Source organism: Cellvibrio sp. OA-2007 (genome assembly GCF_000953825.1).
GTDB lineage: Bacteria > Pseudomonadota > Gammaproteobacteria > Pseudomonadales > Cellvibrionaceae > Cellvibrio.
Map to the genome: position 1 here is coordinate 1 of NZ_BBUL01000086.1, position 20460 is coordinate 20460.

22 protein-coding genes are annotated in these 20460 nt (G+C 47.0%); 5 read left to right on the forward strand and 17 right to left on the reverse strand.

Going from position 1 to position 20460, the window contains the following annotated elements:
- Positions 1-105: 105 nt before the first annotated feature.
- Positions 106-633: a hypothetical protein gene (locus AWU77_RS08090; protein WP_062061488.1), complete on the forward strand. Its 528-nt coding sequence runs from the start codon at positions 106-108 to the stop codon at positions 631-633.
- Between the two features lie 91 nt (positions 634-724).
- Here the strand turns inward: AWU77_RS08090 and AWU77_RS08095 are convergent, their stop codons facing one another.
- The 4 genes from AWU77_RS08095 to AWU77_RS08110 form a co-directional block, all read right to left on the reverse strand.
- Positions 725-1246 carry a porin family protein gene (locus AWU77_RS08095; protein ID WP_062061491.1) on the reverse strand — a complete coding sequence of 174 codons (522 nt, stop codon included), beginning with the start codon at positions 1244-1246 and terminating at the stop codon, positions 725-727.
- A 127-nt stretch (positions 1247-1373) separates the two neighbouring features.
- A complete protein-coding gene (locus tag AWU77_RS08100; protein WP_062061494.1) occupies positions 1374-2141 on the reverse strand; it encodes a sulfite exporter TauE/SafE family protein in 768 nt (255 codons plus the stop codon).
- Between the two features lie 123 nt (positions 2142-2264).
- Positions 2265-2786, reverse strand: a complete 522-nt coding sequence (locus AWU77_RS08105; protein WP_062061497.1) for a hypothetical protein — start codon at positions 2784-2786, stop codon at positions 2265-2267.
- A gap of 83 nt (positions 2787-2869) precedes the next feature.
- Positions 2870-3175, reverse strand: a complete 306-nt coding sequence (locus AWU77_RS08110) for a hypothetical protein (RefSeq protein WP_062061499.1) — start codon at positions 3173-3175, stop codon at positions 2870-2872.
- A gap of 243 nt (positions 3176-3418) precedes the next feature.
- Here AWU77_RS08110 and AWU77_RS08115 point away from each other — a divergent pair, with 243 nt between their 5' ends.
- Together AWU77_RS08115 and AWU77_RS08120 are read left to right on the forward strand one after the other, a co-directional pair.
- The gene (locus tag AWU77_RS08115; protein ID WP_238582345.1) at positions 3419-3886 is read left to right on the forward strand and encodes a nuclear transport factor 2 family protein; all 468 of its coding nucleotides are present in this window, start codon (positions 3419-3421) and stop codon (positions 3884-3886) included.
- A 40-nt stretch (positions 3887-3926) separates the two neighbouring features.
- A complete protein-coding gene (locus AWU77_RS08120) occupies positions 3927-4487 on the forward strand; it encodes a glutathione S-transferase family protein (RefSeq protein ID WP_062061505.1) in 561 nt (186 codons plus the stop codon).
- 78 nt (positions 4488-4565) lie between these two features.
- Here the strand turns inward: AWU77_RS08120 and AWU77_RS08125 are convergent, their stop codons facing one another.
- From AWU77_RS08125 to AWU77_RS08160, 8 genes are all read right to left on the reverse strand, one after another.
- The gene (locus AWU77_RS08125) at positions 4566-5759 is read right to left on the reverse strand and encodes an ABC transporter permease (RefSeq protein ID WP_062061508.1); all 1194 of its coding nucleotides are present in this window, start codon (positions 5757-5759) and stop codon (positions 4566-4568) included.
- A complete protein-coding gene (locus AWU77_RS08130) occupies positions 5752-6546 on the reverse strand; it encodes an ATP-binding cassette domain-containing protein (RefSeq protein ID WP_084618200.1) in 795 nt (264 codons plus the stop codon). The genes AWU77_RS08125 and AWU77_RS08130 overlap by 8 nt, the downstream gene beginning before the upstream one ends.
- The gene (locus AWU77_RS08135) at positions 6543-8081 is read right to left on the reverse strand and encodes an alpha/beta hydrolase (RefSeq protein WP_084618202.1); all 1539 of its coding nucleotides are present in this window, start codon (positions 8079-8081) and stop codon (positions 6543-6545) included. The genes AWU77_RS08130 and AWU77_RS08135 overlap by 4 nt, the downstream gene beginning before the upstream one ends.
- Before the next feature lie 50 nt (positions 8082-8131).
- Positions 8132-8506, reverse strand: a complete 375-nt coding sequence (locus AWU77_RS08140; protein WP_062061511.1) for a GntR family transcriptional regulator — start codon at positions 8504-8506, stop codon at positions 8132-8134.
- Positions 8506-9915, reverse strand: coding sequence for a hypothetical protein (locus tag AWU77_RS08145; protein ID WP_062061514.1), 1410 nt, complete (start codon positions 9913-9915; stop codon positions 8506-8508). Before AWU77_RS08145 ends, AWU77_RS08140 begins: the two co-directional genes overlap by 1 nt.
- Positions 9912-10787, reverse strand: coding sequence for an ABC transporter ATP-binding protein (locus AWU77_RS08150; RefSeq protein ID WP_062061517.1), 876 nt, complete (start codon positions 10785-10787; stop codon positions 9912-9914). Before AWU77_RS08150 ends, AWU77_RS08145 begins: the two co-directional genes overlap by 4 nt.
- A 38-nt stretch (positions 10788-10825) precedes the next feature.
- Entirely contained in the window at positions 10826-11704 is an 879-nt protein-coding gene (locus tag AWU77_RS08155; RefSeq protein WP_062061520.1) for a TraB/GumN family protein, read from the reverse strand.
- Positions 11705-11904: 200 nt separating this feature from the next.
- Positions 11905-14715, reverse strand: a complete 2811-nt coding sequence (locus tag AWU77_RS08160; protein WP_084618204.1) for a DUF4397 domain-containing protein — start codon at positions 14713-14715, stop codon at positions 11905-11907.
- A 279-nt stretch (positions 14716-14994) separates the two neighbouring features.
- Here AWU77_RS08160 and AWU77_RS08165 point away from each other — a divergent pair, with 279 nt between their 5' ends.
- Together AWU77_RS08165 and AWU77_RS08170 are read left to right on the forward strand one after the other, a co-directional pair.
- Positions 14995-15597 (forward strand): sigma-70 family RNA polymerase sigma factor, encoded by a 603-nt coding sequence (locus AWU77_RS08165; protein WP_062061526.1) that lies wholly within the window; start codon positions 14995-14997, stop codon positions 15595-15597.
- Positions 15594-16265, forward strand: coding sequence for a ChrR family anti-sigma-E factor (locus AWU77_RS08170; protein ID WP_062061529.1), 672 nt, complete (start codon positions 15594-15596; stop codon positions 16263-16265). Before AWU77_RS08165 ends, AWU77_RS08170 begins: the two co-directional genes overlap by 4 nt.
- A gap of 68 nt (positions 16266-16333) precedes the next feature.
- Here the strand turns inward: AWU77_RS08170 and AWU77_RS08175 are convergent, their stop codons facing one another.
- From AWU77_RS08175 to rpsO, 5 genes are all read right to left on the reverse strand, one after another.
- Positions 16334-16804 (reverse strand): GNAT family N-acetyltransferase, encoded by a 471-nt coding sequence (locus tag AWU77_RS08175; RefSeq protein ID WP_062061532.1) that lies wholly within the window; start codon positions 16802-16804, stop codon positions 16334-16336.
- 74 nt (positions 16805-16878) lie between these two features.
- A complete protein-coding gene (locus AWU77_RS08180; protein WP_062061535.1) occupies positions 16879-17295 on the reverse strand; it encodes a type II toxin-antitoxin system HicB family antitoxin in 417 nt (138 codons plus the stop codon).
- A 68-nt stretch (positions 17296-17363) separates the two neighbouring features.
- A complete protein-coding gene (locus AWU77_RS21005) occupies positions 17364-17546 on the reverse strand; it encodes a type II toxin-antitoxin system HicA family toxin (protein WP_084618206.1) in 183 nt (60 codons plus the stop codon).
- Positions 17547-17699: 153 nt separating this feature from the next.
- A complete protein-coding gene (gene pnp / locus AWU77_RS08190) occupies positions 17700-19826 on the reverse strand; it encodes a polyribonucleotide nucleotidyltransferase (RefSeq protein WP_062061541.1) in 2127 nt (708 codons plus the stop codon).
- A gap of 244 nt (positions 19827-20070) precedes the next feature.
- Complete coding sequence (gene rpsO, locus AWU77_RS08195) at positions 20071-20340, reverse strand: 30S ribosomal protein S15 (protein ID WP_062061544.1); 270 nt, start codon at positions 20338-20340, stop codon at positions 20071-20073.
- Positions 20341-20460: the final 120 nt, after the last annotated feature.

Genomic DNA, 20460 nt, shown 5'->3' on the forward strand with positions numbered 1-20460 from the left:
ATTTTTTCACGCTTTGACAAACTGGATGTAATTTTTAAATTTTTCATCCAGTTTGCTTTGATCGCAGACACACTTATTTGTGTTAACAGACCCTAGGAGAAAGCAATGGAAATTGGTACAAAAACAATAGCAGCGGCAGTAGGTTTATTTTTTCTCGGTGGATTAAGTGTTTATTTGGTAATGGCTAAATCTGATGCACCAGCACAGCCGGCTCTTACCCAGCACAAAACTGCCGCTATGCAAGAAGCTCTGGAGCAAGTGCGCGCCAATGCCGCAACAGCGCAAGAACAAAGCACTCTCACTAACCCAGTAATAAACGATGGTGCACCAGAGGCAGAGGCTGTAGAAGAGTTAACCCATGAAGCTTTTTTGGCACAAGCAGAAGCGCGCCGCGAAGAGAGATTAATCAATAAAGAAGAAACAGAACGCCTGGAAAAATTAAAGGCGATGAAAGAGCGCAGCGTGGAGTGCAAGTTTTGGAAACAGCAGCAAAAAACTTCCAGCGCAGCGGCGAAAATAGAAGAAAAAATCAACGAGCATTGCAAGCTACCCAGCTCATCAGCTGCGAGTGAATCAAGCGCAGCAAGTGAAGGTGCGCTGAGTAGCGCATTAAATGAAAACATAACGGAGTGATCGATATAATTTATATCGACATTTTTACAGATGGGCTGAATAGCTATCATTAGATTAGAAGCTTCAGCCCACTTTGCCTGCGCAGACAAAACTAGAAACGATAATCCACATTAAGTGAAACACCGCTTAATTCGATATCTCTAGAACCCATGTCAAAATCCCCACTACCGACAAGAATGGCACGGTATTCAAAATTAAGATTTAACCTCGGTGTAAGTACAAAACCCACACCCGCCCCATAAGAAATCCCGCTCAAATTAACAGATTCGTCGATAGCATCATCAGATGCGAGCACACCAAAGGTATAACCTAATAACAGATATGTTTTAGCTGTTTCATTAGAGCTTTCAGTACGATAGTAAGCCGATCCATAGAAAAGGTCTGCATTATCTTTCATGCCTACACCTAGACGAGCCTCAACACCAACAAACGGATTGAGTTTGTAACCGCCAACAATCTCTTCTGCAATCATATCGGACGTATTTTCATATTGAACGTCCACTTTGACATTCGCCACACCGCCGCCCAAATAAAATCCACCCACTGAATTATCTCCGGCCATAGCCACTACCGGTAGACTACTTAACATAATCGCAATTAACCAATTTTTCATTTTTTGATTCCTTTAAAATCGTTGTTGTTTTCAAGACGGGAGCAAAGCCCTGCCCTATCTTACTTGCAGATAAACTAGCGCAGGCATAATAGCCAATTGATTAGTAAATTCCATCTGTTAAAAGCAACTAATTGCTTAATAATCCCACAGCTCCCTCATAAGTCAGTTTAATTCCCGCCAATAACAAAAAGCCATAACTGAGCCAATAAAAAATGCGGTCTGATACACGGTGATGCAGATAAACGCCTAGCCACACACCTAAGGGCGCCAGTGGTAAAAGTGCAAGTGAGGTGAAAAAAGAGCTGCTGTCAATTTGGCCTAGCCAGACATAGGGGATGAGTTTTATAAAATTAATGATGGCGAAAAATAAAATCGTGGTGCCCGCCAAAACTGATTTAGATAAGTGCTGCGGCAATAAATAAATCGCAATTGGTGGGCCACCCGCATGGGCGATATAACTTACATAACCGGCAATACTGCCCCAGAAACTGCCCGCTATTTTGTTGGGTTTACGCTGGGTTAACTGCTCCAAAAAATGCTTGCCCCATAAGTAGTGCGCGACAAAATAAATCGACAGCACACCAATCATAAAGCGCACCCAATCGGCATTGGTCATTTCAAAGGTTAGCGCACCGGCAACTGTTCCCAGTAGTGCGCCAGGCAACAAAATTTTTAAATTCAGTTTGTCCCAGGTGCCGCGAAAGCTCCACAAACTAAATGCATCCATACTGCATAAAATAGGCAATAAAATAGCAGCGGCAAAACGCGGATCAATCATCAACGATAACAGTGGAACAGCGAGCATACCCAAGCCGCCACCAAAACCGCCTTTGGACATACCCACAAGAATGACGACCGGCACCGCAAGGAGATAAAAAGAGAGATCACTGATCATAGAGACTACTGCGCATGATGACTTATTCAATACACGCGCAGCATGATGGCATTAAACCGATTTTTCCAGCGCAATCCTTGCGCTTAGCTAATTATTTTACTCTTTTCCTCTTACTCAAGAATCTTATTCAAGCGTCACAGGATAATAATCGTATTCGCAATAGCCTGAATTGGAGTCGCAAACTTCAATAAACAGATACACTTTCTGCGGTACTTGTTTAACTAATGAGTAAATATCCACTTCTTTGGTAGAACCTTCACAAGACATATAAAAATCGCTGGTATATTCGCATACCCAGTTGCCGCTCTGGTCACAGGCGCGCCCGGCACCACACCACTGCGAATAAATCGGCAAGCTGCCGTTGATAGAAGCGCGATCATTAATGCGCAGTGTCACGCGATAATCTTCAAGACTATCTACATCCCAAAAAATTTCGTACAGCCCATCATAAAGATAGGGGCTGAGTGCAAGCGGCGGGTGATTAGCAAAGGCAGTATCTGTATCGTAGCTATCAATAATATCGAAGGCACGCAATTCGGGAACGTAATTTTCATGCGGGTCATCAACTGCGACAGTTTCACCGCCACAGCCAAATAACCCAATAGACAGGAGCAATAGCATTGCAATAGGTAGATTTTTTAACATGGCTCAACTCCGTAGAAGCATACAGAGTTGATGCTAGAGTTTTAGCTCTGAATCACACCTGAATAATTAGCAATTCAGTATTGCTAATGACGAAGCTGCAGTGACGGTTTTAGATTGACCGATCCGTCTTCTTCCAGCTGCGCGTGCTGGGTCGATTCTGCATTCGCCACCATCACGATTGGCTGCATAAACAATGGCCGGCGCACAAACCACAGATGCCAACCAAAGTTTTCAAGGCTGTGCAGCGCAAGCAACTGGGATTCATTCAAATAGCGCCCAAGGTCGATAGGCACTGCCTTTTGTGCGCCGCGTCGATTATCAACAACCTGCTGTAACCGCTCGGCGAGTGTAGATTTGAGGGGCGATTTTGAGGCTCTAAGTTCCGGCATGTTGCAACTCCCTTAAAAAATGAACCAACCCTGTCGTAGCAAGCACGCAATGCGTGATGCATGTCACAATAAGTGTCGCGAGAATTATCCACCTTGTCAAAAACCGAGTTGGAATATCCAGAAGGGCTATCAGCATCCTTTTACATAATTGATACACACAATGCCCTGCCAGCCGCTAGAATCACCTATCACTATAAGAATCTACACTCGGTCGCTCACTCACTTCACTATAGGGTTTACTTTATGAGTCACAGTCGTTTAAGCCATCCAGTTATGAAAAAAATTCTGCTGATCGCCAGCCTTTGTATTAGTCCGCTATCTATGGCCGACAATAGCGAAATAGACGTGCTGAGCAAAAAAGTTGAGCAGTTGCGCATTGCAATGATTGATGGCGACGCAAAAGCCTTACAACAACTCTCATCGCCTCAACTCAGCTATGGGCATTCAGGTGGCCACATCGAAGACCAACAAGCTTTTATTGAAAAAATTGTCAGCGGAAAATCTGACTTTGTCACTATGGAATTAGCGGATCAAACCATCAGTATTTCAGGTGATGTAGCCTTAGTACGTCACAATCTAAACGCCGATATTAAAGATGGCGGCGTACCTAACACGATTCACCTGGGCGTATTATTGGTGTGGCAAAAGCAGGCGGGAGAGTGGAAACTACTCGCGCGGCAGGCATTTAAATATCCACCCCAAGCGCAATAAACCCGATTAAAAGCGCAATCAACTGTTTAGAGAATATGTTATGAAACTTTACGGTAGCTACACATCACCCTTTGTTCGCCATGTGCGTATTGTACTGTTGGAAACCGGATTAGCCTGCGAGTTTATTGAAACCGACCAAACCGGCAGCACAGCAAAATCACCCACCCAGCGGGTGCCATTTTTAGAAGACGGCGATATTTTTTTAACCGATTCCACATCGATTATTAAACATCTGCGCGAACGTGTTGGGCAGGAGTACTGCAAAACAGCTAAAGAATTAGATGAGCTGTGCTTAGTGAATACGGTGATGGATACTTGCGTAAATTTGTTTTTCATCAAACGCGATGGAGTTGATATTAGCGCGATCCCCTACTTGCAGCGGCAGGCAGCGCGCATTCAATCAACATTGGCCGAATTAAATCAACAACAGTGGCCGACAAGCGCACCTTACAACGACGCTCAAATTCGCTTGGCCTGTTTTATCGGCTGGGCAAAATTGCGCAAACAAGTAGATTTTTCACTCTACCCTAATCTGGATGCATTTTTTACCTACGCCAACCAGCATCCGCATTTTCAAGCAACACAACCACCGCAAAGTTAACTTGTACCACAACATATTCTCTAAATAATTAAAAAGGCGCCGCGGCGCCTTTTTAATTAACTGAATGAACAAATCTACTCAAACTCCATACACAATTTTTGGTTTGCGCAGTTGCCGCGCCGTACACAACAAAAAGAATCCCGCTAATAAAATTGCCACCAACCATACCTGCAAAAAAAATACTGGTGACACATCGCCACCCAGCAACAAATCCTTAATTAATACCTGTTGCCCCAACACAGGAACCCAGCGAAACCAATCCGCATAAGCACTAGGATTAAACAAAGTATAAAACAGCGGCACCATTGGAATAAAAATCATCAGCCCCATGTAGGTTTGCGCATCTTTAAAACTGCGCGCAAACAATGAAATAACAAATTGCAATCCAGTCGCCAGCAATGCTACTGAAGACAGCACTACATACACACCCGCCAAATCCAATGGGCTTACATTTACCCGCAATCCTAATTCTTTAAACGGCACATAAGCAAAAGCGAGCGCCAGCAGCGCCACTTCTATTAATAGCACCATTAAGGTGAGTGAAAAACAAGTAAACCATTTGCCCAATACCAATACCGCAGAGGATGCCGGCGTAATTAACAGCGACTCCAAAGAGCGCCGCTCGCGTTCACCCGCGGTCATATCCGCACTAAAACCGACACTGGCCATAAACGCGGTGAGAATTAACAGCATGGGTAAACTTGCCATCACAAAAAAACCCATCTTTTCATCGCTGGCAATATTTAAATCGCGAATCAATACCGGGTTAATAATACCCGGTGAAATTCCCCGCGCTAATAAACGTAAACTGCCCATGCGCCCGTTCCAACTCCATATTTGCTGGCGCACAAAATGCAAACTTCCCTGCAATTTACTATTGGTCGCGTCAAACACCAGCGCCAATTCAATTGAGTCACCTGTAGCAAATTTTTCGCGCGCGTCTGCAGGAATAATTAACGCATAACCTAAATCACCGCGCTCAACCTGTTGATAAGCATCCTCGCCGACCGCATCAATCTGCACTCCGCGCTCTTGCAGCCAGTCAATCAGCGGCGGCAAATAATCGGCACCTACCACGGCGAGTTTAATCGGCTCGCTGGTCGTTGCGCGGGACTGATTACTCATGTGAATAATAAACAGCGAAGAGGCGACAAACACGCCGACAAAATAAATTGGCATCAGCAGCGCCATACGCAAACTTTTGCTATCGCGCAGCGCATCGCGCCACTCTTTGCGCAGCACTATCGCGATTTTCCCTAACCACTTACCCATGTTGCAGCTCCTGCTGTGGTTGAACAAGATTGACAAATGCATCTTCCAGCGAGTGCGCTTTACCTGCAGCTAGAATTGCCTCCAGAGAACCATCAGCCAAAATTTTCCCGTGTGAAATCACAATAATGCGATCACACAAACCACTCACCTCATGCATTAAATGGCTGGAAAAAATCACACAGCGCCCCTGCTGTTTTAATTCGAGCAATAAACGGCGTACCGCGCGTGTGGTAATAACATCTAATCCGTTGGTGGGCTCGTCGAGTAAAACATGTTGCGGCTGATGCACAATTGCGCGCGCCAATGCAGTTTTCATTCGCTCACCCAACGAGAAACCTTCGGCGCGCCGCTCGGCGATATTATGCATACCCAGCCACGTAATTAATTGCTCGATCGATTGCTCCAGTTGCGCGCCCTGCAGCCCCTGCAACTCACCGAAGTAGCGAATATTTTCGCGCGCGGTCAAGCGCTTGTATAACCCCGTATCATCCGGCAGTACACCCAAACCTTGCCGGGCAGCATTGGGGTTTTTACTCACTTGGTGTTCGTCAACCCACACTTCACCGGAAGTGGGTTGCAGCAAGCCGTAGATCAATCGCATCAAGGTGGATTTACCCGCGCCATTTAAGCCCAGCAGACCGGTAATTTCGCCATCACTCAGGGTAAAGTTCACGTCGTCCAAGGCGACAATATTATTAGATGGAGCCGCGTTATTTTTCTTGAAAAAATTTATTGAAGATGTTTTTTTTGCTGCAAAGGTTTTGCTCACATGTTCTACACGAATCATTGCTCTGTACTCCCTGCGGAAGACGCTACCTTTTTCTGATTGGCGCCCAACACTAATGGCAGCGGTTTTATATTGTCGACACAATCCAGTTTTACATCATTCATGGATGCGCGTTCAATAAATTGTGCAATCAATTGCGGCACACAACCTTCGGTTGAAATAGAGTGATTACCACCCGCAGCGCTGAGCAGAGTTGCATGGGACAAATGCGCAGCAACTGATTGCGCCCAACGCTCGGGAGTTACCGGATCATGTTTGCCCGACAACAACAATGCGGGCACATCGCTGACAATGGGCTGCCAATAATCTTGTGGCAATTCAGCTTTGGGCCAGAATGCGCAGATAGGCTGTACATCCTGCACAAAATGCAAACCTAAAAAGGGTGTGCTGTGCGCAATATCGTCAGCGTTTAACAGCGGCCAATCTTCATTGCACATGACGCTATAACGCATTCCTTCGGCAATATTCATCTGTTGCGTCTGCTCACCGGAAAGCGATGCAAGCGCGGCAAGTAACCGATAATCTTGTTTTTCGGCATTGCTAATCGCGCGTGGTAGCAACACGGTTAAATCACGCGAATAGAGCGACATAAACACCAGCGAAGAAAATGTGCGCGGCGTTAAATGCAATGTATCGGGTTGTTGATGACGCGGATGCTCATAATTGACCACCAAGGATTCTCCTTTGGTTTGCAGCTCAATTAAACGCTGCAAAACACGCTCAGTTTTTTGCACTATATCGCCAAAAAGAGAAGCGCAGTCTGTTTGCGCCATGCATTCATCACTTACTGCCGTTAAAGCAGCCATGGCATCGCGGGAAAAATATTTTGGTAGGGCAATCTCCACTGGGGCGACGCCATCCAAAATAATAGCGCGCGCCTGTTGCGGATAGCGACGCGCATATTCAAGCGCAACCCGCGTACCATAAGAGCCGCCCCACAGGTTTATTTGCGGATAGCCCAAGGCGGCGCGCACCGCATCTAAATCCTGCACGCCGTGAACCGTAGTGTAAAACGCAGCGGAGTTGGTATATTTTTCTGCGCAGTTTTTTATTAATTGCAGATATTTTTCTTTCTGTTCAGTTTCAGATAAGAGCAAATCCGCCGCCGACAATTGTTCGCAGCGCAGTGGATTAGATTTGCCCGTACCGCGCTGATCAACAAAAATCAAATCGCGATTCTTACGTACATCGGCAAAAAAACTGTGCAGCTGTGTAGCCATTTCAATTGAAGATCCACCAGGGCCACCCTGAATCAAAAAAAGCGGGTCGGCGGCAGGAATTGGGCTGATCGCCGGTAAACGCAAAATCGCGATACTGATATCCTGACTATTGGCGTCAGCCGAATTTTCCTTCAACACCAATTCACCACATTCCGCGCCATACACTAGCGGCGGCTTGCCTGTTTCTACAAAGCCGGGGCAAGGTTTTAGAATGGATTCCGCATTGGTTTTCTGATCACTTTTTTCGGTGCAGCCAACTATAAAAAAAAGCGAAAAAAAACACAGAAACCGAGAGGTGAACCAAACAATTTTCATCCTTTAATTCCTTATATCAATACCCAAGTAAATTAGTGTCTTATGCACGATCACTCACTGGCAAGCATGTCGCGCAGACTAGCGAGCAGAACCTTGTCGGAAATTTCCAATTGCCGCGCAGCTATAACCAATTGCTCCAACTGCGGGTGCAAGTGCTGCAATCGCTCTTGTTCAGAATTGTTTTGTTTATTTTGTCGCGCAATTTGCATAGGTTTACCACGGTGCCGAATTAACAACCCTTCAACTTCCAGCAAGCTATAGGCTTTGGAAATGGTCATAGGGTTTACCGCATGCTCCAATGCCAGTTCACGTACCGAAGGCAATTCATCGCCCTCTTTTATTTGACCACCGGCGACCATGCGCCGGATTTGTTCAGCGAGCTGACGATAAATAGGGATGCCGGATTGGGGGTTAAGGGTAAACATTAAACTTTCCCCCGTGCAAAACACATTTTTGCGGTCGCCTTTTGCGCATAGCTACGCAAGAACAACGCAGTAACCGTACAACACAACATAGTGCTCACAATTAATAGATCCACACTGATCTTCTCGCTTGACACAAGACTCCAGCTAACACCTGCGAGGAAAATTTGCAGCATAATAATGAAGAAAATGGCAACACCCAATAAGTTACTGTTGCCCTCAGTACGACAATATAAACACCACACAAAATGAAACAACAACCAGTTCACCGCCAGCACTAGCAGACAGTAGAACATAATCCATTTCATTTGCAAAAATTCGGGAAACGCCCAATAGCATGCAAAGCCAATTAATGCACAGACAAAAAACAAATCAATTAATAGAGACAATACAAAATTCTTTTCAACTGCACTCAATAACTCAGTCCTGGTGCCGGGAAAATAGAGCCACGCACGCCCAATACTCGTAAACAGTCCAGTAAAATAGCCCATTCCCGCGCTACTCAAAAATGTCCATAGTGTAATAGGTATTGCAACTGGTGCTATGTCACGCAAAGCGCCACCATAACCCAAGCGTACGATTAGGCTCAAACTTAATACGGAAACCCCACCCATCGCTAGCCAAGTTATTACCCGCGATAGAGGATTACCCGTCACTCCATTTAACAAATGCAAATAGAGCGATGCAGGGGAATAAACACTTTTAATCCGCAAAGCAAGCATATTTATAGGCAACTTAGCCCAATGATTAAGTGATGTGTTATGCAAACTCTGCCAATTACGCAACAAAAAAACATTGTCAATTTTTGCCGTTGGCCGCCAATGCAGCCACCAATATGAGAAACCTATACATACCACCACACCCAAGGTAAAAAGCCCCCATGGAGAAATCTCAAGCGGCCAGATAAATGTCGAAAACATTATCCCCATACACCAAACAGCGAGCAGAGAAAAGTTCCCAAACCATTTCAAACAAAACAAAAAGGCAACTGACGCAAGTAAAAAAAATGACCAATTGAACACTATTCTAGTTAAAGAAAAATCCATTTCTTTTAAAAAAAATTGGAACGCGGTAAACAATACTGACATTGTCGCCAGCACCAACCAATGAATTACCAACGCCCGCTGACGCAAACCCGGCATTAATCGCAATTGCCGATTAGATGGCAAAGACATGAGCTGCCCATGCAATACCAATACTGCGCTAAATGACCAGATTGAAAATACGACTGCCCAGATCCCCACAAAGACCAGCCGCCAATCGCCCACATTTAACAAGGATCCAACTACCACACTGAACACTGCAATTATGGTTGCCACCATACTGAGCATAAACAGCCAGTAGTGGTAGCGCGCGGGGATCATCAGCCAGCGAAACAAATGCCAATATTGGCTTAAAGTATTCGTCATCATGGCGCCAGCTCCAGAAAAATATCTTCCAAGCTTAAATATTCCACCGCCACCTCTGCATTAAATTCATTCGCGAGCTGTTGCGCCATATCTGGCTGCCAGTACTGGATCGTCAATTGTGTTTGCAGCCCCTGATTTTTTTGTCTTAGCAAATAAGGCCAGCGAATTTTTTCTGGTAGAGGTTCATTAGCTGTAAGCCTGACGCGCACCAAAGTTTCCTTAAGTCCGTCCAATTCACTCTGGCAAACCAGCAAGCCGTCGCGCAGTATCCATACCTGATTGGCAACTCGTTCAACATCATTGACAATATGCGTAGAAAAAATAACGGCGCGATTTTCATCGGAGGCTATCTCCACTAGCTGCTGTAAAAATTGACGTCGCGCAATCGGATCAAGGCTGGCGACCGGTTCATCCAGCACTAATAATTCTGGTTCGTGCGCTAATGCCAATAGAATCGATAATTTTTGGCGCTGCCCAACCGACATTTTTCCTACATAGGTATCCATCGGGATTAACCAATCGATAATTAAACGATCCACCAAGGTTTGATTCCAACGAGACTGATAGGCCTTAAATAGCGCGAGATGCTCCCAACCGTTCATACCCGCTAACAATTCATCCTGCTGCGGCACAAATCCAATGCGTTGCTTTATTTCACCATTGATCTCAGTCGCTTTAACGTCCCACAGTTTGGCGTCACCTGAAGCCGGAAAACCAAACCCCAAAATAGTTTCCAGCAAAGTGGTTTTACCTGCGCCATTTTTACCGAGCAATGCGATTACTTGCCCCGGCAATACTTGCGCGCTGATCCCTTTTAATACGGTGACACCACCCAATTTGCGCTGAAGATTGTTTAACAACACTGGGACAGACATAAAGACTCCTTGACCAAAAAAATAAATGCTCGAAAAAATTATTCGGTGATTTTATAAGGCTTGATCTGGTAGCCACGCTGTTTTAATTGCGCGAGCAAACCATTTTTACTCGACAGGTGTAAACTGCCCACTAGCACTAGCTCCACCGCAGGTGTTGTAAACATTGCTTCAATTTTTGGCAGCCAAGCCTGATTCCGCGCGACTAATAATTGCTGATAGATCTGCGGCGTTTCTTTACGCATATCAGCCGCCATTTCTTTATCTAATTTGTCTAATTCACCCACGCGCCAATATTCAAGGGATTTAGCCAGTACCTGATCCATTTTATGTATATCGCGCAAAGTGGATTTGATTACCAAATTGGCATCCATATCGGCGAGCGATGTTAATTGCGCAAGCACTTCGCCTGTTGTTTCAAGTTCTTGTGTAGCTTTACCACCGAGAATCGCCTTTTGATAAAAGTAGGCATCAACTCCTTGCCCCACACCGAAACCTTTGCTTTGCATTTCTGCCATGGATAAGGCGAGGCTGACAAACATGGCTTTAAACATACTCATTTGGCCAAGCGGGAATTGGCGCTGATCTGCAAAAGTTTGTAATTCTTGCCAAAGTTTTGGGTGCAAGTCTTGCGCTAAATTTTTGCCTTCGGTGTACATAAATGCCTGCGCCATCTGCCGGCCAAATTCTGGTGAACTGGCTTGTTTCATATCAGTTTCTAGCACCAAAATTTTTGCATTTTCATAGGCGTGTTCGAATCCCGGTGGGAGCGGGTAATCGCTATTGCGCAGCACATGAATAGTGCCGCCGAGATAAATTTTTTCATCGCCCTTGGTGATTTCATACAAGCTGGTTTCAGCACTCGCAGAAATACTGACGAATATCAACAAACTAGCAATCAACGTACAACAGAATCTCATAGCTCACTCCTTGGTGACGGGTTATGCAGCGAATGTTTTTAGATGCATCACTTTAAAAGCAATGTGTATTACTACACTAATACACAAAATCAATACTGACAAGTGTCAAGCCACATTTTTTACCCGACTCGATTAATTACAAGCAAAAAAATACCCGGACAATGCCGGGTATTTTCTTCGTCGGGAGTAAATATAAGTGCCTATGGCGCGAGCGAATCCAAGCCAATCACACCCAGAGGAGTGGTCAGGTTAGCACCATCCCGTGCAATCGCGGTGTATACCTTACCAGTGGCGAAGCTAAGCGTGGCTTTAATTGCTTCGGTTTTGGTACCGGTAGGCGCGATGATCACGTCGTAGTTACCCGCCGCCAATGACACATAACCGGTATCGGCTTTGAACGGTACATTGGCGAATGCAGGTGCAGCATTGGCAATGGAACTGCCCGCAGCAACCACATAGATATCCACATTGCCCGCCAGAGTCGATGCATGTACCAAACGAACCTTGGCCTCAGTAGCGACTTTACGGTTGTTATCGGTCAGCAATAACGGGCCGATATTCGCCAGAGCACCGGCCGCGATCAGGCTATATTCTGTGCCATTAGCCAGCGGCACATCGGCATTGATAACAACCGGTGAGGTGGTGCCGGTTGGAACCACTTTGAAGTTGTAAGTGGCTGCGGCCAGATTTAAGTAATTGGTGAACGCCGGGAACGCGAGATTGCTAACGGCCGGTGTTGCGCCGTTATTGGCTAACACATCCACCGCTGGTGCATTAGCAGAGCCATGCACTACACGCAGATTTGCCCCCGCCGCCGCATCACTTAAAACGGCCACATTGGCGCCATCCAATACGGCCAGTTGAATTGGTGATGAACCTGCACCCACGTTAGGTACAGCACCTATCAATAAGTCCTTACCGCTAGTCAGCGCTATCGAACCTGAGTCAAACACGACGGTGTTGTTGGGCAGAGTAACCCGAATGCGATAGGTGCCGGCAGGTACTTCAACTGGCCCAAGAGTGCCCTTGAACGAGAAGCTGCCCAGTGAAGTTGCGTCAGAAATGGCATCGCCGGGCGCGGTCACATGGACTTTTACTTCTGGCGCAGCCGCAGCTAGATGCGCAACACGTACACGCACATTGTTAGCATTCGCGAGTTTGCCCATATCGGTCAGAATCAAGGGTTCAATGTTGGCTACCGAGTTAACGGCAATTACGTCGTACCGCGTGTTGCGCGCAAGCGCCAGATCTACCGGACCGATCACCGTGAGGTTGCCACTGGGAATAATGCCTTCAACCGCGATGTTGTATGTATCGGCATTCAGCTCCAAATACCCGGTGGACTTTTGATAATCCAAGCCTGCTGCGGCGACGGCGCCGTTCACCCACAGGTTTACTTTAGGTGCGTCAGATGAAGCGTGGAATACCCGCACATGGGTTTTATTTGCGGCCAGACCATCCAAGCCGATCACACCCAGCGCTGCGGTTAAGCCAGCGCCATCGCGCGCAATTGCGGTGTAAACGCCACCTGCCATTAAGCTTACAGGGACTTTTATCGCTTCAGTTTTAGTCCCTACTGGCGCAATGATGACATCGTAGTTTCCCGCCGCGAGGCTTACATACCCAGTGCTGGCCTTAAATGGGATATTACTGAATGCTGGCGTAGCACTCGCGATACCTGCACCAGGCGCCGTGACATAGATATCCACATTACCGGCCAACGTGGAGCCGTGCACCAAACGCACTTTGGCTTCGGTGGCAACTGAGCGGTTATCGTCGGTCAACAGCAATGGTTCGATGTTAGCCAAACCGCCCAAGGCGATGAGGGTGTAAGCACTACCGTTCATTAAGGGTACATCGGCATTAATCACCACTGGCATAGTTGTCGCATTAGGGGTGACCTTGAAGTTATAGGTCGCTGCTGGCAGGTTCAAATAACCCGTGGTTTCTGGAAAGGCGAGATTGGCAATCGCAGGAGTAGCACCGTTGTTAGCGGTGATATCCACCGAGGGCGCATCGGCCGAGTTGTGCACCACGCGCAAATTCGCACCGGCATTTTTGTCGCTGATGATCGTCACCGCACTGCCATCCAGCACTGCGAGGCTAATGGGTGATGCGCCGGTGCCCACGTTGGGCACCGCCCCGATTAGCAAGTCTTTACCAGCGGCGAGGGTCACGGTACCGGAATCAAATACAACGGTGTTATCGGCCAAGGTGACACGGATTTGGTAACTACCTGCCGCTACTTCAACGGCTCCCAGGGTCTCTTTGAATGCAAAACTACCCAGAGCGGTTGCTGACGCCAAGTTCGCCCCCGGCGCCGTCACATACACTTTCACCGCAGGTGCCGCAGCTGCCAAGTGTGCGACGCGCACCCGCACCTTGCTGTTATCCGACAAGCTGCCAGCATCGCTTAATACCAATGGCTCAATGGCGCTCGCGGTATTTACCGCAATCACGTCATAGTCGGTTTTGCCAGCCAGCGTTAAGTTCACAGGTCCGATGACCACGGCATTACCGCCGGGGATTACACCCTCGACAGCCACCTTGTAGGTACCTTCGTCGAGCGTGAGATAACCAGTTGATTTTTGATAATCCAAACCGGAGGCAACCACTGCATCATTGACCCAGAGATTCACCTTGGGCGCATCGGGCGATGCGTGGAATACGCGCACCATGGTTTTGTCGAGTGGCGTTACGGTAATCGTGGCCGTTGCGCTTTTTTTGGTGTCGGCGACACTGGTTGCCGTTACATGATAGGTACCTGCAGCGAGCGGCGCCGTGTACATACCCGCTGCGGTTATTCCTCCACCGCTGGCCTCATCTACTTTCCAGGTCACTGCGGTATTTTTACTTCCAGTGATATTTGCTGAAAATGCCTGAGTCGTACCAGCTTTGATTGTGACTGTCATTGGGCTGACCGACACACTCACCTTCTCTTTGTCGTCACCCCCACAGGCGACGAGAATTACACTGAGTATTGCGAGAAAAATGCCTCTGATTAGCTTCATTTCCTTACCCTCTTGTTGACCGAATCAACCTGTCATTAGTGTTAGATTAAAGGTAAAACCCGTGGTAACGGGCCGGTATTAGCAGATTGGATTACGCCGTTAATTTTTTTAAGGATCAAAAGTCCACGTAAAAAAATCGTGGCCCAGACAAAAAAAACAGCCACAGCTCGCAAACCTCGACGGATAGAAAAGCAGAAATGATCCAGAGCAAAAGTCACTTCGTACAAAGAGCTTTATGGACTATCTATAAATGACGGGTAAGCGATAATGAGACTTCACATGACGACTAAAAAGGCCGTGTCGATGAATGACTCTACCGCCACAAATGACGCTCCCGACTGGGGGGCACTGCTGGCACGTGTTGCAGAGAATGATGACAAAGCGGCATTTCGTGCGATCTACCAACACTTTGCGCCGCGCATCAAAGCCTACGCAATCAATCAAGGCTTCAGCCAACACGCCGAAGTACTAGTACAAGAGGTGATGACCAGCGTCTGGCGCAACGCGGGAAAATACTCCGAGTCGCTTGCATCAGTATCGACCTGGATTTTTACCATCACCCGCAACCAGCGCATTGATATTTTGCGCAAGCTAAATCGCACTCGCGCAGAAGTCGTGATCGAAACTGAAGAGCTGTGGCAGATTCCCACCGAAGACACCACCATTTGTTCGATTCAAAATTTGTCAACGGAAAAATTTGTCAAAACCGCCATCGATAAATTACCCGAAGAGCAAATGATCGCACTGCGCAAAGTGTATTACGAAGGCAAAACCCACGAGGAAGTGGCTGAGGAGTTAAATATTCCTTTGGGTACAGTGAAGGGGCGCCTGCGTCTTTCGCTGCAAAAATTACGCGTTATGTTTGAGGATAAAGAGATATGAGCGGCTATCATCCTGATGATATGACCTTGATGAATTATGCAGCGGGAAGTTGCACTATTCCGGAATCACTCGCAGTGGCAATGCATTTGTGTTTTTGCCACGACTGCCGCCAGCACGTGAAAAATTTAAACCATTTGGGCGGCGCACTGCTGGAAACCATCAAACCTGCCAGCACCGATGACGATGCCTTTGAATCACTCATGGCATCGCTGGAACCGCACGCGCAGAGTGAAATCGCACAGGTGAAAATGGAACCAACTCCAAGCGAAAAAATCACTCAGCACTTCACTAATCCTTTGCTGCGTTATTTACCCACATCGCTTGCGGATCTACCCTGGCAACGCCAAACAAAAGAAATCAGCAAGTACGATTTAACCTCACTAATTAACGTAAAAGGCTTTCAAGTAGCGCTGCAAAAAATCAACGCTGGCGCAAAAGTGCCTAAGCATACCCACAAAGGTTTTGAATACACGGTAATTTTAAGCGGCGGATTTTCCGATGAACTCGGCGTATACCACGAAGGCGATTTCATCGCCCGCGACGCCAGCCACAAACACAGCCCAACCGCACTGCAAAACGAAGACTGTATTTGTTTGACGGTGTTAAATGCGCCGTTGAAATTTACTGGCTGGTATAGAGTATTAAATCCGTTTATGGCGTGGAGCTAAATTTCATATTGAAAATAAAAATCCCCGCTGCGGCGGGGATTTTTATGCCCACTACTAATACATTTTACTCAAATATATTCCCGCATTTTTCTACCGCCAACAGCCATTAAGCCATTATTTTGATAAAACCCCAATGTGCGCTCAAACTCCGGCAAAGGTGGGGTACATAATTCAATGCATGCCCAGCCATGATCTCGCCCATAATCTTTTATGACTGAAATCAGTTTGGCACCCACACCGGAAGATCTATAGAGGGGGTCAACATAAAACTCGGGAATAACACCTATTTTCCCACCAGCATAAAGCGCATAGGATTCTGTGAAAGTTGACATTGCAATTGGCTGATCTGCCCTGTAGCCAATAATCGCCCCATAATTTTTATCCCGAATCAATTCGCGACACCGCGCAACAGTTTCATCCAGATCAATCGAAAAGAATTGCACATTGGTTTTTAAGCAAATCTCTTCGGTTAGCTTGATAACAAATGCGGCGATGACTTCTGCATGACTCTCGGTTGCGACAGCAAATTTAATGCTCATCAATTATTCCTTTTAAATTTCACATTACTGGCGGATATTTCTGCTCCTCACCCAGACTACACATCAAACTCTTATTACACTGTAGTCAATCGCCCCAACTCATGCAGCGCAGCTTGCGCTAAAAAACCAGAGCGGCTTTTGTAAATGGGTTGGCGTGCGACTGTGTCGTCAATTCGTTTAATTAATACATCCGGCAGGGTTACATTTACTTTTTGGCTTTTGCCCAAGTAGCGCGTGATATCGACCTCCACTAACGCCCACACCCAACCCGCGAAATCTTGATTATTCAAATGTGATTTCATATCACTTGCCTGCGGAATATCCAAGCCATCCTCACAAAGAACTTCTAAATGCCCTTCGATCGCCTCGCGCGCGTTCAACACAGCCTCCTCAAAGGTATCCCCAGCTGAAAAGCATCCGGGAATATCGGGCACAACAACACCAAATGCATGCTTTTCATCTCCGGGTTCAATCGCTATTGGATACAACATATGTGATTCCTATTTTTTACCGGATAACTATTGATGAAATATTGGCAGGTTTTGCGGACATATTAATCTCACAAAAGTCCTGCTTGTTTTTTGATTTCCCTTACCAAGCCAATGCCAAGTGCCTTTTTGGGATGGGGAACGGTAATCGTCCCAGGCCTGTCAGGGTGTTTGAAGTGATGATGACTACCTTTGGTTCTCGCCAAATACCAACCTTCGGTTTCAATCAGCTTGATCAGTTCTGCGCTCGTCAATTCCAGATTCCTATCTTAATTTTCCAAATCCATATCACTAGTCAAGCCATTCAAAATAATAACTCCAATAACCCTAAATAAACAAGCCAGCCACAAACAAAAACGCCCGCATCTTTCGATGCGGGCGTTTTTGTTTAACTCAACTAGCGAAAATTACTCGGCAGTCACTTCTTCTGAAGCTGCTGCGCCTGACTCTTCGGCCAATGCTTCTTTGATCGAGAGTTTGATGCGGCCGCGTTGGTCTACATCCAAGCACTTCACTTTTACAACTTGGCCTTCTTTCAAATAGTCGCTCACGCTAGCTACGCGCTCGTCGGCGATTTGCGAGATGTGCACCAAGCCATCTTTACCTGGCAGGAAGTTTACGAAGGCGCCGAAGTCTACGATACGCACTACAGTACCTTCGTAGATCGCACCGATTTCCGCTTCAGCAACAATGCCCATTACGCGCAGGATCGCTGCTTGCAATGCGTCGTTATTGTCGGCGTAGATCTTAACGGTGCCGTCATCATCGATATCGATAGATGATTGGGTTTCTTCGGTGATTGCACGAATAGTCGCGCCGCCTTTACCGATGATGTCGCGGATTTTGTCCGGATGAATTTTGATGGTTTCAAAGCGCGGTGCGTTTTCGCTAACCACTGAACGCGAGCTTGGCAGCACTTTGTTCATTTCACCGAGAATGTGTAAACGCGCGGCCAGAGCTTGCTCCAGTGCGATTTCCATAATCTCTTCGGTGATGCCTTCAATTTTGATATCCATTTGCAGCGCAGTCACACCGCTAGTGGTACCGGCCACTTTAAAGTCCATATCGCCGAGGTGATCTTCGTCGCCGAGGATGTCGGTCAATACTGCAAAACCGTTAGCTTCTTTCACCAAGCCCATTGCGATACCCGCAACCGGTGCTTTGAGTGGAACACCGGCATCCATCAACGCCAAGCTTGCGCCACACACAGAAGCCATTGAACTTGAACCGTTAGATTCAGTAATTTCGCTCACTACACGCAATGTGTAAGGGAAATCGGATTCTTTTGGCAGAACTGAAGTCACACCGCGACGCGCCAAGCGGCCGTGACCAATTTCGCGACGACCAGTAGCACCCATACGACCACACTCACCTACCGAGAAAGGTGGGAAGTTGTAGTGCAGCATGAACGCATCTTTTTTGGAGCCTTCAAGGAAATCGATAATTTGTGCATCGCGCGCGTTACCCAGAGTCGCCACAACCAGCGCCTGAGTTTCACCGCGAGTAAACAACGCAGAACCGTGCGCTTTGCCCAATACGCCAACTTCAACTTGAATTGGACGAACGGTTTTGTTGTCGCGGCCATCGATACGTGGCTCGCCCGCTACGATGCGTGAACGCACCAAACGGTATTCAACCATGCCGAACTCGCCTTTCACTTCATCTGCTGTGAAGCCGGATTCTTCAGTAACCAAAGCCTCAACAGCTTGCGTGCGCAATTCGCCCAAACGGTTGTAGCGCTCAGCCTTGTCAGTGATGCGGTAAGCAGCGCCGATAGCATCGCCAAAACCGTTTAGGATCGCATCGGTCAAGCCTGCTTTAACAGCCACTGGTTGCCAATCCCAGCGCGGTTTGCCCGCATCGCGTGCTAATTCAGCACAGGCTTGCACAACAGCTTGCATCTCCTGGTGAGCGTAAAGTACGGCGCCGAGCATGATATCTTCCGGCAATTCTTTCGCTTCAGATTCCACCATCAATACCGCGTCTTTAGTACCGGCAACCACCATGTCCAACTCGGAAGTTTCAAGTTGCGCAAAGCTTGGGTTGAGGATGTAGCCTTCTTCCTGTGTGTAACCTACACGTGCACCACCAATCGGGCCGTTGAATGGAATACCGGAAATTGCCAAGGCGGCAGATGTGCCGATCATTGCCACTATATCGGGATCGTATTGCTTGTCGGTAGATACAACAGTACAAACCACTTGTACTTCGTTCAAGAAACCTTCGGGGAACAACGGACGGATTGGACGATCGATCAAACGAGAGGTCAGCGTTTCTTTTTCAGAAGGACGACCTTCACGCTTCAAATAGCCGCCGGGGATACGGCCAGCGGCATAACTTTTTTCTTGATAGTGCACAGACAGCGGGAAAAAATCCTGGCCTGCCTTCGCTTCTTTAGAACCTACCACGGTACAAAGTACACTGACTTCGCCCATGGTTGCCATCACTGCACCGGTTGCTTGACGAGCAATGCGGCCAGTTTCGAGGGTTACGGTTTGGTTGCCGTATTGGAACTTTTTAATAATCGGATTCACTCTTTTATCCTTTATATTCACTAAAAATCAATTGCGTTAATTGTTACGCGTCTATTTAAGTTTGTTCTTTTCTATCTATACAGGATCTATAAATTTCACATTCAACATCAGTACAAATATGCGTCCTGCCTATGCGCTAACTTTTTCTCTTATCAGCACAGATCCCTAACAGCTTTCGGTCTCTAGATGAAAATTAACTAGAAGCACAAAATAAAAGTGCCCGCAGAGCGGGCACTGGACAAACTTAACGGCGCAGACCTAATTTTTGAATCAGAGCAACGTAACGTGAAGCGTCTTTACCTTTCAGGTAGTCCAACAATTTACGACGGGCGTTTACCATACGGATCAGGCCGCGACGTGAATGGTGGTCTGCCTTGTGGTCAGCGAAGTGACCTTGCAGTTTGTTGATGTTTACAGTCAACAGAGCTACTTGGACTTCGGGTGAACCAGTATCACCTTCAGCTTGTTTGTATTCGTTAACGATTGCAGCTTTTTCAGAAGCACTCAGTGCCATGATGTTTTCCTCAATTTAATATGCGATTCAATTACAGCCCGCCCGTGCATATTTACAGGTGGGTTGTTGCGGTGATTATCCTGTCCTTATTAATGAAGAACAAAGGATGTCAGCCGCGGC

Excerpts from the sequence above, each read along its gene's own strand:
- AWU77_RS08100 (WP_062061494.1), bottom strand. The coding sequence starts at position 2,141 with ATGATCAGTGATCTCTCTTTTTATCTCCTTGCGGTGCCGGTCGTCATT.
- AWU77_RS08140 (WP_062061511.1), bottom strand. The coding sequence starts at position 8,506 with ATGTTTACCCTTAACCCCCAATCCGGCATCCCTATTTATCGTCAGCTC.
- AWU77_RS08175 (WP_062061532.1), bottom strand. The coding sequence starts at position 16,804 with ATGAGCATTAAATTTGCTGTCGCAACCGAGAGTCATGCAGAAGTCATC.
- AWU77_RS08180 (WP_062061535.1), bottom strand. The coding sequence starts at position 17,295 with ATGTTGTATCCAATAGCGATTGAACCCGGAGATGAAAAGCATGCATTT.
- AWU77_RS08170 (WP_062061529.1), top strand. The coding sequence starts at position 15,594 with ATGAGCGGCTATCATCCTGATGATATGACCTTGATGAATTATGCAGCG.
- AWU77_RS08130 (WP_084618200.1), bottom strand. The coding sequence starts at position 6,546 with ATGATTCGTGTAGAACATGTGAGCAAAACCTTTGCAGCAAAAAAAACA.
- AWU77_RS08110 (WP_062061499.1), bottom strand. The coding sequence starts at position 3,175 with ATGCCGGAACTTAGAGCCTCAAAATCGCCCCTCAAATCTACACTCGCC.
- AWU77_RS08125 (WP_062061508.1), bottom strand. The coding sequence starts at position 5,759 with ATGGGTAAGTGGTTAGGGAAAATCGCGATAGTGCTGCGCAAAGAGTGG.
- AWU77_RS08165 (WP_062061526.1), top strand. The coding sequence starts at position 14,995 with ATGACGACTAAAAAGGCCGTGTCGATGAATGACTCTACCGCCACAAAT.
- AWU77_RS08145 (WP_062061514.1), bottom strand. The coding sequence starts at position 9,915 with ATGATGACGAATACTTTAAGCCAATATTGGCATTTGTTTCGCTGGCTG.
- AWU77_RS08160 (WP_084618204.1), bottom strand. The coding sequence starts at position 14,715 with ATGAAGCTAATCAGAGGCATTTTTCTCGCAATACTCAGTGTAATTCTC.
- AWU77_RS08150 (WP_062061517.1), bottom strand. The coding sequence starts at position 10,787 with ATGTCTGTCCCAGTGTTGTTAAACAATCTTCAGCGCAAATTGGGTGGT.
- AWU77_RS08095 (WP_062061491.1), bottom strand. The coding sequence starts at position 1,246 with ATGAAAAATTGGTTAATTGCGATTATGTTAAGTAGTCTACCGGTAGTG.
- AWU77_RS08090 (WP_062061488.1), top strand. The coding sequence starts at position 106 with ATGGAAATTGGTACAAAAACAATAGCAGCGGCAGTAGGTTTATTTTTT.
- AWU77_RS08120 (WP_062061505.1), top strand. The coding sequence starts at position 3,927 with ATGAAACTTTACGGTAGCTACACATCACCCTTTGTTCGCCATGTGCGT.
- AWU77_RS08155 (WP_062061520.1), bottom strand. The coding sequence starts at position 11,704 with ATGAGATTCTGTTGTACGTTGATTGCTAGTTTGTTGATATTCGTCAGT.
- AWU77_RS08135 (WP_084618202.1), bottom strand. The coding sequence starts at position 8,081 with ATGAAAATTGTTTGGTTCACCTCTCGGTTTCTGTGTTTTTTTTCGCTT.
- rpsO (WP_062061544.1), bottom strand. The coding sequence starts at position 20,340 with ATGGCACTGAGTGCTTCTGAAAAAGCTGCAATCGTTAACGAATACAAA.
- AWU77_RS08105 (WP_062061497.1), bottom strand. The coding sequence starts at position 2,786 with ATGTTAAAAAATCTACCTATTGCAATGCTATTGCTCCTGTCTATTGGG.
- AWU77_RS08115 (WP_238582345.1), top strand. The coding sequence starts at position 3,419 with ATGAGTCACAGTCGTTTAAGCCATCCAGTTATGAAAAAAATTCTGCTG.